The following is a 12,473-nucleotide window of genomic DNA, read 5'->3' as shown; positions in this document are numbered from 1 at the left end:
TGACGGGCCTGTGGAGAGTCAAACCTGTTGCTTACTAGAAGGATAGGATTATGCGTAACCTCGATTTTTCTCACCTCTCTTCCAATGCCGTCGGCTTCGAGCGGATGGCCCGCGAGCTGGAAGGCCTGTTCGACCAGAAGGCGGCGGCCTATCCCCCTTACAACATCGAAAAGCGGGAGCATGACGGCTACCGCATCACGGTTGCCGTGGCTGGCTTCGAGCGCGACGAGCTGGAGCTGGAGACCGAAAACGGCACCCTCAAGGTGAAGGGGCGCAAGGCCGCTGCGGCCGGTGAGCGTCAGTTCCTCCATCAGGGGATTGCCGAGCGTGACTTCGAGCTCGCCTTCAAGCTGAGCCAGCACGTGGAGGTGAAGGGGGCCAGACTGGAGCATGGTCTGCTGACCATAGATCTCGCCCGCGAATTGCCGGAGGCACTCAAGCCCCGCGCCATCCCCATCGGCAAACCCGATCAGCTGGCGCTGCCGAGTTAAGCCGGGGAGCTGACACCAGAGACGAGAAAGGCCTGCGATCGCAGGCCTTTCTTTTATCTGCAGGCGAGTCAGCTGCCGCGGTAAATGGCGTTGATCTCGTCCGCCAGTATGGCGATGCCGCGCCGCACCAGCTCCTCGCTCTGGGAGTAGTTGAGGCGAATGCACTCCTGACTGTGGCGCCACTCAGGGTCCTCGATGCCGGGGAAGAAGTAGTGACCCGGCACTATCAGCAGGTTCTTCGCCTTCAGCCGCTCGTAGAGCGCCTGGCAGTGGATCGGCAGGCCTTCGAACCAGAGCCAGAGGAAGAGGGCGCCTTCCGGCTTGTGGATGTGGAAGCGCGGATCGGGAATGGCTTCTCGCAGTAGCTGGACCGCGAAGTCGGCCTTCTGCTTGTAGAAGGGTTTCACCACCTGCTCGCTCAGGGCGATGATCTCGCCGCTCTCTATCATGGGGATGGTGATGGCGGGCCCCAGGCTGCCCGGTGCCAGGTTGATGATGCCGCTCAGGTTGGTGATGGCCTGGATGATCTTCTCGTCGGCGATGACGATGCCGCAGCGGGTGCCCGGCAGGCCCAGCTTGGAGAGGCTCATGCAGAGTATGGTGTTGGCATTCCAGAACGGCTTGGCCTCGCTGAAGATGATGCCGGGGAAGGGCACGCCGTAGGCGTTGTCGAGCAGCAGCGGGATCCCCTTGTCGCGAGCGATCTGATCCAGATGCTCTATCTCTTCATCGGTCAGCACGTTGCCTGTGGGGTTGGTCGGGCGGGAGACGCAGATCACCCCTATGTCGTCACCCACCTCCAGGCTCTCGAAATCCACATGGTATTTGAACTGGCCGTCGGCCAGCTTCTCTATGGTGGGCTTGTAGGCGACGAAGTGATCCTCCGCCAGGGCCGAGTCCGCATAGCCGATGTATTCGGGGGCCAGGGGGAAGAGCACCTTCTTCTTGCGGCCATCGGCGAACTCGCCGGCCAGCAGGTTGAACAGATAGAAGAAGGCATTCTGGCTGCCGTTGGTCAGGGCTATGTTGCGGGCCGAGATGTCCCAGCCCAGCTCTCTCTTGAGCAGGGCGGCCAGCGCCTTGGTGAACCTGTCCTTGCCTTGCGGGCCATCGTAGTTGGCCATGGCCTTGATCAGCTCGCCATTGTCGAGCAGCTGCTTGGCCTCGGTCTGAAAGCGTTCCAGCATGCCGGGGATGGGGGCCGGATTGCCGCCTCCCAGCATGATGGCGTCCGGATTGAGCAGCCCCTGATTGAGGTCATCCATGAGTTGGGTAATACCGGCGTGGCGAGTGAACTTCTCGCCGAACAAGGAGAATTCCATTCGGTGACAGATCCAGAGTCAGTTACGGGGGAGCTAGCACCATAGCTCAGTTTAAAAGCGGGTGTCGATCAAAATCATGGGACGTTCCACGTGGAACGGGCCCAGGAAAATGGATGTGGTAAAAATAACCACTAATGGGTTTCAAAATAACCAACAAGATGGGAAGGGATGCCTTAAATGGCATCTATTTTTATTTTATTTAAACAAAATCAACTGTTTATATAGTTGGCACGACTATTGGAATAACTCTCTGGTCATCTCAACCACACCGGAGCAAGCCAGATGAAGACCCTGATCGCGACCCTGATACTGAGCAGCCTGAGCCTGAACGCCATGGCCAACGACAACCCCAGGCCCGAGCTGGATAGCGCCAAGCTGGCGCAGGAGATGCTTGCCCAGCAGCAGCAGGCATCCCGGGAGGTGGTACTGGATGCCATCCACAACCTCCAGCCATTGGCACTGGATACCCTGGTGGTGGAGGTCAGCCCCGCCGTGGCGACTCACCCCGAGAGTTGAGGTGACGCAGGGGCGTCTGCCCCGAGTGCTGTTTGAAGAAGCTGATGAAGGCGCTGTCGCTGGAAAATTCCAGGGAAGCGGCAATCCGGCTGATGGGTTCGTTTTCGGCCAGCAACTCCATGGCTCGCAGCAGTCGCCACTGCTGGCGCCAGGCCTGGTAGTTCATGCCGGTCTCTCTCATGAAGATGCGACCTATGGTCTTGTCACTGGCACCCACCTCCTCGGCCAGCCGGTTGAGCCGAGGGGGCAGGGTGTCGCCCCGCTTTATCTTCTGCAGCCAGGTCGCCAGACGCGGGTCTGACGGCAACGGCAGCTGCCAAGACTCTCGGGGTGCCTGCCCCAGCTCCTCCATGAACAATGCCAGCGTCCGCTGCTGCTCCTCTTGCGGCTGGTCCCACGGCCAGAGCGCCATCCGTTCGATCAGGGCGTGCAACAGGGGGTTGACCGCCAGCACCGCCATGCTGGTCGGCAACTCGGGGTGCGGGGTGAAGTAGAGGGACCGATAGGCCACCACCCCGCGCATCAGGACCCTGTGGGGCGTGCCCGCCGGCAGCCAGGCCGCTCGCGTCGGCGGGAGCAGGCAGACCCTGTCTGCGAGCTCCATGGTCATGCAGCCGGATTGGGCGAACAGCAGCTGGTGGCGCTGATGCCGATGCAGGCCGGAGTCGTGCCAGCCGAGCGCGGAGGCGATGCCGATCACGCTGCCCGTCAGCTGGTCGGGGTCGAAAGGGTGATCGGGAAGAATAAAGGCCATGTGTCCGATTCTTGATGTATATAGTCCTACTTATTGTAATCAGACAATCGGCATCTCTCTAGAATGACGACCTCTTGTGAAGGAGGTTTGTCATGAACAACAAGTTGCCACCGCGCTGGCTGGTGGTGGGATTGATGATGTTTCCCCAGATAGTGGAGACCATCTACAGCCCGGTGCTGACCCAGATCGCCACCCAGTTCCGGGTGAGCGAGGGGCAGGCATCCCAGACCCTGTCGGTCTATTTTCTGGCGTTTGCCGTGGGTGTGGTCTGCTGGGGCAGGCTCTGCGATCTGATCGGGCGGCGTCCCGCCATGCTGGCAGGTCTGCTCACCTATGGCGTCGGCACCCTGCTGGCGCTGTTGGCCAATGAGTTCGAGGTGTTGCTGCTGGCCCGGGTCATCTCGGCCTTCGGCGCCGCCGTGGGATCCGTGGTGACCCAGACCATGTTGCGCGACAGCTATCAGGGCAGCGATCTGGCGCGGGTCTTCTCGGTGATGGGCATGGCGCTCTCCCTCAGCCCCGTGCTGGGGTTGGTGAGCGGCGGCCTGCTGGCCGAGCGGCTTGGCTATCTCGGGGTCTTCAGCGGTCTGCTGGTGCTGGCGGCAGTATTGCTGCTGGTGGCCGGTCGGTGGCTGCCGGAAACCCGTCCGGCCACGACTCAGCGGGTTGCGCTCTGGCCGCTGGCGTGCCGGATGGTGAAAGATGGCGGGCTCTGGCGCAGTGCCCTGCTGGTCGCCCTGTTCAACACCATGCTGTTTGGCTACTACAGTCTGGCACCCTTCCTGTTTGCCGGGCTGGGATTGAGCACCGGCGAGTTTGGTTACTCGGGGATCTTGCTGGCGCTGGCGACCCTGCTCGGCAGCCTGTTCAACAAGCATCTGCTAGGAAGAGGGTGGCAGCCGTCATCCCTGATCAGGCTGGCCTGCACTCTGGCACTGGTTGCCGGGCTGCTGGTCTGGGCGAGTCAGGCCTCGCTCTGGTTCCTGCTGCCCATGATGGGGATAGTGGTGGCCTATGGGGTGGCGATCCCCAATGTGCTGAGCCAGGCGCTGCTGGCCTATCGCGAGGTGGCAGGCAGTGCTGGCGCCCTGTTCGGGCTCGGCTACTACCTGCTGCTCAGTCTGGGGTTGGCGGTGGCGGCCGGATTGCAGGATCTCGGCCTGTTGCTCTGTGGTTGTGGTCTGCTGGCGCTGATTTGCAGCGGGCGTCGTTCCACGTGAAACGTCAGTTGCCGATACCGGGTATGGTGTTTCGAACGGGGTAGGCTGCCTGTGACGGTTTCAACTGCCGATGAAGCGGTAGCCGATGCCGGATTCGGTCTCGATCAGGCTGGGGTTCTGGGGATTGTCTCCCAGCTTCTTGCGCAGGCTGGCAATGACGATGCGCAGGTAGTGGGTATCCTCCTTGTGGCTAGGCCCCCAGATGTCGTTGAGCAGCTGGGTCTGCAGCACCAGCTTGCCGGGGTGACACACCAGGGCCTGCAGCAGGGCGAACTCCTTGCGGGAGAGGGGGATCTCCTCATCTCCCATGGTGACCTTGTGACTGCCGGTATCCAGGCTCAGGCCGCATTGGGGAAAGTGGCGGCATTCGCCGCTGCTGACCCCGGCGCGCTGGCGCAGCAGCACCCGGATGCGGGCCATCATCTCGCCGATGCCGAACGGCTTGCTCATGTAGTCGTTGGCCCCGGCATCCAGCAGCCGCACCTTCTCCTGCTCCGAATCCCGTGCCGACAGCACCAGCACCGGGTTGGGGTGGTGCTCGCGGATGGCCTGCAAGATCTGGATGCCGTCCCCGTCCGGCAGGCCGAGATCCAGGATCACCAGATCGGGGTTGAGGTGGCGGTACTGCGCCAGCCCTTCGTTGACGCCCACCGCCTCGCTCACCTGGTGCCCCTCGGCGACCAGGCTGATCCGCAGAAAGCGGCGAATGGCCGCTTCATCATCTATGACCAGGATATGAGCCATCTAACCTCCAGAGGCGAGTGTTGAAGGGTCAGAAACCCGAAATGTATGCATCATACCTCAGGTGAGTTGAGGGAGAGTGGCAGGGAGATACGCATGCAGGTGCCGTTGCCGTTGGGGCCGGCAAATGCCCAGATGCGACCACCGTGGGCCTCTATCATAGCGCGGGAAATGGCGAGGCCAAGTCCGGTGCCGCGACTGCCGCAATCCCCTACCGGCTGGGTATAGAACAGATTGAAGATCTTGTCCCGATCCGATTCTGCGATGCCGACCCCGATGTCGATGATGTCGATGATGAGGTCGGGATCCGCCAGCATCACCTTGAACTCTATGGGGGTGCCGGCCGGCGAGTAGCGGGAGGCGTTGTCGAGGATGTTGACCAGCACCTGCTCGATCAGGGCGCCGTGCACATAGAGCTGGGGGATCTGCTGATCGAAGTGGATCAGCAGCTTGTGCTGGCGCCAGGAGGAGTCCAGCCGCTTGCGGGCACTCTCCACCAGGTCGGCGAGGTCGACCCACTCCCGCTTCAGCTGGAAGTCCGGGGAGCCGATGCGGGTCATGTCCAGCAGGTTCTGCACATAGCTGTGCAGGCGGCGCGCCTCCTCCTGCACCGAGTGGAGCAGCTCGTTGCGATCCTCGGCACTGATCCTGTCACCGTATTCCAGCAGTGTGCTGCCGGCCCCCATGATGGTGGCGAGCGGCGTCTTCAGATCGTGGGAGACCGAGGAGAGCAGGGCGGCGCGCATCCGATCCGTCTCCGCCTGCAGCTGGCTGTCGGCCAGTCGCTCGTTGAGATCGATCCGCGCCAGGGCGGCGCGGATGTCGGTGAGCAGCGCCTGCAACTGATGTTCGGCGGAGGAGGCGAGCGGGCTGGCCAGCCGTATCCCCAGCACCAGTTCATCGGTGAGGTGGTGGTACTGGGCCTCGGCCGCATTGAGGGTGGCGGTATGGGCCCCGGCGCTCTGCTTCTGGGCCAGGCACCAGTCGATGGCGGCCTTGTCGGTCTGGCCCGGTGCCCGCACCTCGTCTCCGGCTCTGTACTGGTACTCCTCATCCAGGGCGAACACGGGTTGCCCCAGGGCGAGGGAGATGGCCTGGGTACCCTGCCTGAGCACCTCCACCGGGCTGCTGGCGGTGGCCAGCCCCTGGCTGAGAGAGAGCAGGGCGTTGCCGAGCTGCTGGGTCTCGCGCAAGCCTACCAGCTGCTGGCGCTGGCGGGAGGCGAGCCGCCCCGCCGTCATGCCGACGATGAGCAGCACGAACAGGGTGAGCAGGTCGCTGTGGCTGGCGACGCTCAGGGAGAAGTAGGGGGCGGTGAACAGCAGATTGTGCGCGACGAATCCCAGCACGGCCGCCAGGATGGCGGGCACCAGGCTGGTGGTGAGGGCAGTGGCGAGTACCCCCAGCACGAACAGCAGCGGCAGGGAGGCGGGCGGCAGCCAGTGGGAGAGCCCCCAGGCGCTGGCTGAGGTCACCGCCATTATGGCGATGGCCAGCAGGCTCTGGCGAATGTCCTTGGGGTGGAGTGGTTGCAGCCTCAGCCCTGGCTTGTTCTTCTCCGTGTCCACCAGCGTGATCTCGAATCCCTGTGCCTGTTTCAGCAGGTGCTGCACCAGGGAGCGGCGCCAGGGCGGGTTGTGGGGCTTGCCGAGCAACAGCTGCGAGACCTGCTGCTGTTCGGCCGTCTCCAGCAGGGCATCGGCGACCGCCGGGCTGGAGAGGGTCAGCACCTTGGCGCCGAGGTGAGAGGCCAGCGCCAGCGCCTGCTCCAGCTCAGGGGCGCGCTGCCCCTTGCTGTCGATGTGCACCACCAGCCAGGGTAGCTGGCGGCGCTGGGCGAAGCGGTGGCCGTAGCGCACCAGGGCAGAGCCGTGCTGATCCCCGAGGCAGACCATCAGCTTGCCCCGCAGCGGCAGCGTGGTCTTGCCCGCCGCCTGCCACTGCAGTTGCAGATCCCCCTCCACGTGGCTGGCGGCAGTCTGCATCGCCAGCTCGCGCAGGGCGGTCAGGTTGTTGAGGGAGAAGAAGGATTGCAGGGCGGCCTTGGCCTGATGGGGTACATAGACCTTGCCCTCCTTGAGCCGGCCGAGCAGCTCCTTGGGGGGCAGGTCTATGAGGACTATGCTGTCCGCCTCCAGCAGCACCTGATCGGGCAGGGTCTCCTTGACCCTGACCCCGGTCAGCTGCCACACCAGATCGTTGAGGCTCTCCAGGTGTTGTACGTTGAGGGTGGAGTAGACGTCTATGCCGGCGCCGAGCAGCTCCTCCACATCCTGCCAGCGTTTCTCGTGGCGGCTGCCGGGAGCATTGGTATGGGCCAGCTCATCCACCACTACGATGGATGGCTTGCGTTCGAGCAAGCCATCCAGGTCCATCTCCTCCAGTCGTTGCTGGCGGTGGTGATGCAGCTTGCGTGGCTGGATGGCGAGCTTGTCGAGCAGCGCCAGGGTCTCCTGGCGCCCGTGGGTCTCGACCACGCCGATGAGAATGTCGACCCCTTCCTTGGCCTGTTCCCGCACCGCCTGCAACATGGCGTAGGTCTTGCCTACGCCGGGGGCGGCGCCGAGGAAGACCTTCAGCTTGCCCTTGTGTTCCTCTTCCAGGCTTGCCAGCAAGGCATCGGCCCGAACCTCATCACGCATTCCCGTGCTCCTGCTTCATGCTTGTCAGCAAGGCACCCGCCTTAACCTCATCACGCATTCCCGTGCTCCTGCTTCATGCCTGCCAGCAAGGCACCCGCTTTTACCACATCACGCATTATCATCCTTATGGAGCAACTGCCGGCTCGGTTTGAAAATCTGGGTCGCCCTCCAACTCGGGCCAGCCAGGCGCGCCATCATGCGTCCTTGTGCTGATCGAGCAACAGATTCAACTGGAGGATGTTGACCACCTGGGGGCCAAGGATACCAGCTTGTGTCGACGACTTGACCTGCTCCGTCAGGGAAGCGGGATCCAGCCCGCGTTGCTTGGCGACACGATCCACCTGGGCCAGCACGGCATCCAGGGGCAGGTGGGGATCCAGGCCCGAACCTGAGCGGGTCAGCATGGCGGGGGACTGGTAATTACCCTGTGCCTTGGCAAATTCGCTGCGCAGGGGGGAGCTCATCCCCAGGTTGCTGGCGCCGCTGCCTATGGTGGTGAAGTCGCTGGCGGAGGGACGGGAGTGGAAGTACTCCGCCCGCTCGAATTTTTGCGCCAGCAGGGCGCTGCCGATCAGCTGCTGCTTGGCATCGGTCAGCTGGCTGCCGTTGGCCTGCCAGGGGAACAGCAGCTGGGCCAGTCCGGTGACGGCCAGGGGGTAGCCGACACCCAGCAGCAGGGTCAGGGTCAGCAGGGTTCTGATTGCTATCATGATTTTCTTGCTCCAAACAGATTGATGGGGTGCAGGCCAGGCTTGCACCCGTTATGTGGTTACACCAGACCCAGGCCTGTGATGACCAGATCGATCAACTTGATGCCGATAAAGGGCACGACCAGGCCACCGAGACCATAGATCAACAGGTTGCGGCGCAGCAGGCTGGCGGCAGAGCCCTTCACGTTGACCCCCCGCAGCGCCAGCGGTACCAGCGCCACTATGATCAGGGCGTTGAAGATGATGGCCGACAGTATGGCGCTCTCTGGGCTGCCGAGTTGCATCAGGTTCAGTGCCCCCAGCTGCGGGTAGGCCGCGATGAAGAGGGCCGGCAGTATGGCGAAGTACTTGGCCACGTCGTTGGCGATGGAGAAGGTGGTCAGGGCACCCCGGGTGACCAGCAACTGCTTGCCCACCAGCACCACGTCCAGCAGCTTGGTGGGGTTGGAGTCCAGATCCACTAGGTTGCCCGCCTCCTTGGCGGCCTGGGTGCCTTCGTTCATGGCCAGCCCCACGTCCGCCTGGGCCAGGGCCGGTGCGTCGTTGGCGCCGTCACCGCACATGGCGACCATGCGGCCATCGGCCTGCTCCTGGCGGATATAGGCCAGCTTCTTCTCCGGGGTTGCCTCGGCGATGAAGTCATCCACCCCGGCTTCGGCGGCGATGGCGGCGGCGGTCAGCGGGTTGTCCCCGGTGATCATCACGGTGCGGATCCCCATGTGACGCAGGATCTGGAAGCGGGCCTTGATGCCTGGCTTGATGATGTCCTTGAGGTACACCACCCCCAGCAACTGCTCGTGGGTGCAGACCAGCAGCGGGGTACCGCCCTGACGGGCGATGTTGTCGACCGCCTTCAGGATAAGCTCGGGTACTCCCTTGCGATCGAGGGAGAGGTAGTTGAGCACCGCATCCACGGCCCCCTTGCGATATTGATGACCGTTGCGATCCAGACCGCTCAACCGGGTCTCGGCGCTGAAGGGGATCACCTTGTCGCTCTCGAGCTGGCTCGGCTTGGCCATGCTCTTGCCGGCCAGGGTCAGGATGGACTTGCCCTCGGGGGTGTTGTCGCCGAGGGAGGCCAGCATGGCGGCCTGGGCCAGCAGGGAGGGATCGACGCCGGGGGCAGGGATCAGCTCGTCTGCCATGCGGTTGCCGAAGGTGATGGTGCCTGTCTTGTCCAGCAGCAGGGTACGCACGTCACCGGCGGCCTCCACGGCACGACCTGACTTGGCGATCACGTTCAGCTTCACCAGCCGGTCCATGCCGGCGATGCCGATGGCGGAGAGCAGGCCCCCTATGGTGGTCGGGATCAGGGTGATGAACAGCGCCAGCAGGTAGAGGCGCGGTACCTGGGTGCCGTTGTAGTCGAGGAACCAGGGCAGGGTGGCGACCACCAGCAGGAAGATCAGGGTCAGACCCACCAGCAGGGCATCGAGTGCCATCTCGTTCGGGGTCTTCTGGCGCTTGGCCCCCTCGACCAGCGCTATCATTCGGTCGAGCGTGCTCTCTCCGGGATTGTTGGTCACACGGACCCAGATCTCGTCGGAGACCACAGTGGTGTTGCCGGTCACGCCGCTGCGGTCGGTGCCGGACTCGCGGATGACGGGGGCGGATTCACCTGTGATGGCGGCCTCGTTGACGGAGGCGATACCGGCAACGACTTCACCGTCGGCCGGGATCATCTCGCCGCTGCGCACCAGCACCAGATCCCCTTTTTGCAGGCTGGTGGCCGCGACCCATTCGCCCTGGCCATCTTTCGGATCCCGCACCTTGCGTGCCTGGAGCTGGCTCATGCCCGCCTTCAGGCTGTCGGCCCGCGCCTTGCCGCGGCCTTCTGCCAGGGTTTCGGCGAAGTTGGCAAACCACAGGGTCAGCCACAACCAGGCCGTCAGCTGCCAGGCCAGGCTGGGGGTGACCCCGGACAGGGGCTGGCCCAGCAGGGACTCCACGGTCGCCATCACGGCGGCCAGCCAGAGGGTGAACAGTATGGGGCTGCCAAACAGCGCCTTGGGGTTGAAGCGATAGAAGGCTTCGATCATGGCCTGCACGACTTGTGAGGTCTGTTTCTTGCCCTTGCCCTTCACCTTTTCGGTGCGGGCAGGGATGGAGATGGACTTGCTCATTTGAATTCTCCCAGCATCAGATGTTCGGTCATTGGCATCGGTAAAGTGACTGACATGAACAGGGTCATCAGAGCGCTCCCAGTATCAGGAGATGCTCGGCGACGGGGCCCAGCGCCAGTACCGGCAGGAAGGAGAGACCGCCTATCAGCAGCACTGTGATGATCAGCAAGGTGATGAACAGCGGACCGCGGATGGGGAAGTCACCCTCGCCGGCATCCTGTTGGGAGGCGCGCGAGAGCTGACCGGCGATGGCCAGTACCGGAATGATGTAGCCGAAGCGACCGAGCAGCATGGCCAGACCGATGGCGACGCACTGCCAGTTGTCCGCGGCGGCGAAGCCCCCGAAGGCCGAGCCGTTGTTGCCGGCGGCCGAGGCGTAGTTGTAGATCAACCTGGACAGGCCGTGCGGGCCATCGTGACCCATGATGGTGGCGGCATCCGGCATCAGCAGCGTTACCCCGCCGATCACCAGAACCCCGACCGGCATCACCAGCATGCTGGCGACCACCCATTTCATCTCGGTGATCCCGAGGCGCTTGCCGAGATAGGTCGGCGTACGCCCGACCATCAGGCCGCACAGGAACACGGTCAGCAGCACGAACAGCATCATGCCGTAGATACCGGCACCCACGCCGCCGAAGATGACCTCACCGAGCAGCATGTTGATCATGCCGACCATGCCACCCAGCGGGGTGAAGCTGTCGTGCATGGCGTTGACAGAGCCGTTGGAGGCTGAGGTGGTCGCCACTTCCCAGATGCTGGAGAGCACGGGGCCGAAGCGGCTCTCCTTGCCTTCCCAGTTGCCTGCCTGGGTGGTGAGCTGGGCGAGCGCCGGATCCGGTTGCAACTCCTGATAGACGGAGAGGCCGAGCCCCATCACGAACAGCAGCGTCATGGCGGCGAGGATGGCGCGGCCGTGACCGGAATCCTTCACGTAACGGCCCAGGGTGCAGACCAGGGCGGCGGGAATGGTCAGCAGGGTGACCATCTCCAGCCAGTTGGAGAGGGCTGTCGGGTTCTCGAACGGGTGGGCCGAGTTGACGCCGAAGAAACCGCCACCGTTGGAGCCGAGCTGCTTGATGGCGATCTGCGAGGCGGCAGGGCCGAGCGGCAGCAGCTGCTCCTGACCTTCCAGGGCATGGAACGGCAGATAGGCCGACAGACTCTGGGGAACCCCTTGCCACACCAGCAGCAGCGCCATGATCAACGCCATGGGCAGCAGCACGTAGAGGCAGAAGCGCACCAGATCCTGCCAGAAGTTGCCAAGGTGTATGGTCTGCTGGCGGGAGAGACCGCGGAACAGCGCGACGGCGACGGTGGCACCGGTGGCGGCGGAGACGAAGTTCTGGGTGGTGAGCCCCACCATCTGGCTGAAGTAGGAGAGGCTGGCCTCACCGGAATAGGCTTGCCAGTTGGTGTTGGTCATGAAGCTGACGGCGGTGTTGAAGGCGAGTTGCCAGCTCAGGCCCGGCAGCTGTTGCGGGTTGAGGGGCAGCAGGCCCTGGGCCATCAGGATCAGGAACAGCAGACCGAAACCGGCACCGTTGAAGGCCAGCAGGCTGAGGGCGTAGGACTTCCAGTCCTGCTCCCGTCCGTCCGTGCCGCAGCAGGCCAGAGTGGCGCGCTCGACCGGCGCGAGCCAGCGACTCTTGCCCTCGAACACGCGATACATATAGCTGCCGAGCAGGGGTGCCGGCAGCAGGACCAGCAGCACGAAGGCCACCGGATAGATTATTTCTTGCCACATATCAGATCCCTCACTCGTGGTCGCAGTGCATCAGTGCACGCATTGGATAGCCCGTGAGGCCCGGTTGCTTGCAGGCTACCGGATGGATAATTACTTGCCGCATCTTCAAGTCCCTCACTCGTGGCTATGCGTCAGTGCACGCATCAGGTAACCCATCAGGGCGAGGACCAGCAGCAGATATAGCCAATTCATAACGACTCCGTTGAG

10 protein-coding genes are annotated in these 12,473 nt (G+C 63.4%); 3 read left to right on the top strand and 7 right to left on the bottom strand.

Annotated elements, in window-relative coordinates:
- Positions 1-50: 50 nt before the first annotated feature.
- Complete coding sequence (locus HB860_RS19160; RefSeq protein WP_043132728.1) at positions 51-491, top strand: Hsp20 family protein; 441 nt, start codon at positions 51-53, stop codon at positions 489-491.
- 68 nt (positions 492-559) lie between these two features.
- On the opposite strand, the gene HB860_RS19155 is transcribed toward HB860_RS19160, so the two are convergent.
- Positions 560-1,813 (bottom strand): valine--pyruvate transaminase, encoded by a 1,254-nt coding sequence (locus HB860_RS19155; protein WP_247627637.1) that lies wholly within the window; start codon positions 1,811-1,813, stop codon positions 560-562.
- A gap of 282 nt (positions 1,814-2,095) precedes the next feature.
- Here HB860_RS19155 and HB860_RS19150 point away from each other — a divergent pair, with 282 nt between their 5' ends.
- Positions 2,096-2,329, top strand: coding sequence for a hypothetical protein (locus HB860_RS19150; protein ID WP_247627636.1), 234 nt, complete (start codon positions 2,096-2,098; stop codon positions 2,327-2,329).
- Here the strand turns inward: HB860_RS19150 and HB860_RS19145 are convergent.
- Positions 2,295-3,083 carry an AraC family transcriptional regulator gene (locus HB860_RS19145; RefSeq protein ID WP_202047989.1) on the bottom strand — a complete coding sequence of 263 codons (789 nt, stop codon included), beginning with the start codon at positions 3,081-3,083 and terminating at the stop codon, positions 2,295-2,297. The two genes, HB860_RS19150 and HB860_RS19145, sit on opposite strands and share 35 nt — an antisense overlap.
- A 92-nt stretch (positions 3,084-3,175) precedes the next feature.
- Here HB860_RS19145 and HB860_RS19140 point away from each other — a divergent pair, with 92 nt between their 5' ends.
- Positions 3,176-4,303: a multidrug effflux MFS transporter gene (locus HB860_RS19140; RefSeq protein WP_247627635.1), complete on the top strand. Its 1,128-nt coding sequence runs from the start codon at positions 3,176-3,178 to the stop codon at positions 4,301-4,303.
- Positions 4,304-4,363: 60 nt separating this feature from the next.
- Here HB860_RS19140 and HB860_RS19135 read toward each other — a convergent pair whose 3' ends face one another.
- The 5 genes from HB860_RS19135 to kdpA all read right to left on the bottom strand — a co-directional run bounded on the left by HB860_RS19135 (position 4,364) and on the right by kdpA (position 12,266).
- On the bottom strand, positions 4,364-5,047 hold the full coding sequence (locus HB860_RS19135; protein ID WP_139437109.1) for a response regulator: 684 nt from the start codon (positions 5,045-5,047) through the stop codon (positions 4,364-4,366).
- A 50-nt stretch (positions 5,048-5,097) separates the two neighbouring features.
- Positions 5,098-7,686, bottom strand: coding sequence for a sensor histidine kinase (locus HB860_RS19130; protein ID WP_247627634.1), 2,589 nt, complete (start codon positions 7,684-7,686; stop codon positions 5,098-5,100).
- A 194-nt stretch (positions 7,687-7,880) separates the two neighbouring features.
- Entirely contained in the window at positions 7,881-8,396 is a 516-nt protein-coding gene (locus HB860_RS19125; RefSeq protein ID WP_139437106.1) for a potassium-transporting ATPase subunit C, read from the bottom strand.
- Positions 8,397-8,455: 59 nt separating this feature from the next.
- Positions 8,456-10,519 carry a potassium-transporting ATPase subunit KdpB gene (gene kdpB, locus HB860_RS19120; RefSeq protein WP_139437104.1) on the bottom strand — a complete coding sequence of 688 codons (2,064 nt, stop codon included), beginning with the start codon at positions 10,517-10,519 and terminating at the stop codon, positions 8,456-8,458.
- A 67-nt stretch (positions 10,520-10,586) separates the two neighbouring features.
- Complete coding sequence (gene kdpA / locus HB860_RS19115; protein ID WP_202047986.1) at positions 10,587-12,266, bottom strand: potassium-transporting ATPase subunit KdpA; 1,680 nt, start codon at positions 12,264-12,266, stop codon at positions 10,587-10,589.
- Positions 12,267-12,473 lie beyond the last annotated feature (207 nt).

This window comes from Aeromonas genomosp. paramedia (assembly GCF_023093515.1).
Lineage (GTDB): Bacteria > Pseudomonadota > Gammaproteobacteria > Enterobacterales > Aeromonadaceae > Aeromonas.
This window is presented reverse-complemented; position numbering and strand designations above follow the sequence as displayed.

Excerpts from the sequence above, each read along its gene's own strand:
- HB860_RS19160 (WP_043132728.1), top strand. The coding sequence starts at position 51 with ATGCGTAACCTCGATTTTTCTCACCTCTCTTCCAATGCCGTCGGCTTC.
- HB860_RS19155 (WP_247627637.1), bottom strand. The coding sequence starts at position 1,813 with ATGGAATTCTCCTTGTTCGGCGAGAAGTTCACTCGCCACGCCGGTATT.
- HB860_RS19150 (WP_247627636.1), top strand. The coding sequence starts at position 2,096 with ATGAAGACCCTGATCGCGACCCTGATACTGAGCAGCCTGAGCCTGAAC.
- HB860_RS19145 (WP_202047989.1), bottom strand. The coding sequence starts at position 3,083 with ATGGCCTTTATTCTTCCCGATCACCCTTTCGACCCCGACCAGCTGACG.
- HB860_RS19140 (WP_247627635.1), top strand. The coding sequence starts at position 3,176 with ATGAACAACAAGTTGCCACCGCGCTGGCTGGTGGTGGGATTGATGATG.
- HB860_RS19135 (WP_139437109.1), bottom strand. The coding sequence starts at position 5,047 with ATGGCTCATATCCTGGTCATAGATGATGAAGCGGCCATTCGCCGCTTT.
- HB860_RS19130 (WP_247627634.1), bottom strand. The coding sequence starts at position 7,686 with ATGCGTGATGAGGTTCGGGCCGATGCCTTGCTGGCAAGCCTGGAAGAG.
- HB860_RS19125 (WP_139437106.1), bottom strand. The coding sequence starts at position 8,396 with ATGATAGCAATCAGAACCCTGCTGACCCTGACCCTGCTGCTGGGTGTC.
- kdpB (WP_139437104.1), bottom strand. The coding sequence starts at position 10,519 with ATGAGCAAGTCCATCTCCATCCCTGCCCGCACCGAAAAGGTGAAGGGC.
- kdpA (WP_202047986.1), bottom strand. The coding sequence starts at position 12,266 with ATGTGGCAAGAAATAATCTATCCGGTGGCCTTCGTGCTGCTGGTCCTG.